General features: G+C 41.9%; 1 protein-coding gene. It reads left to right on the forward strand.

Annotated elements, in window-relative coordinates; genetic code table 11:
• Window positions 1–17: 17 nt before the first annotated feature.
• Window positions 18–704 (forward strand): VCBS domain-containing protein (locus FK529_RS20855; protein ID WP_146564340.1); only part of this gene is annotated, 687 nt, incomplete at its 3' end.

The following is a 704-nucleotide window of genomic DNA, read 5'->3' on the forward strand; positions in this document are numbered from 1 at the left end:
GTTCAGTATCTGCTGTCGTGAAAGATCGCGCAGGGAATGAGAGTGAACCTGCTGAAAAATCGTATAGTGTTGATGCACCTACTGCGAATGTCACCGGTTACTATGATGATATTGAGAGTGTGCAAAATACAGTTACAGATGTAGGACGTGTGGCTGAGGGGATAGAGATCTCAAGTAAGGCTTCTACAGAGCTAGCTTTCTCTGAAGGTTCATCTTTTGTTGCACTTGACGGGCAAAAGTTTGAAGGATCGATTGAGACTGAAGGGCAATATGGCCTCTTTACATTGAGTAGTGATGGGGAGTGGACCTATAAACTCAATAGTGATGCGGCTGTATCTGAAGCGCTTATTGCTTCAAGAGGGCCTTTAACTGAAATCTTCCAGTTCCAAGATGACTCAGGTAAGCGTTATGAAGTTAAAGTCTCAATTAATGATAATCGTTTAGAAGAAGGGAAAGTTGTTGCAATTTCAGCGACTACCGCATCTCTATTAGATGAGCCGGAACTTGTCGAAAGTGATGGTAATGAGTTTGTGATCTATAGTAATGACTCATTAGGTGAGATTGAGGGAAGAGCAGCAAAAGGGGTAGAGACTGTTCGCATCTATATTAATAAGCAACATGCTGCAGATGATAGCGAAATGGATTCTTTAGGGTATCCACAGTACTTTGAGGTTAAGGTTACTGTTGATGAGAATGGATATTGG

It is taken from the genome of Tsukamurella asaccharolytica (genome assembly GCF_007858435.1).
Taxonomy (GTDB): Bacteria; Actinomycetota; Actinomycetes; order Mycobacteriales; family Mycobacteriaceae; genus Tsukamurella; species Tsukamurella asaccharolytica.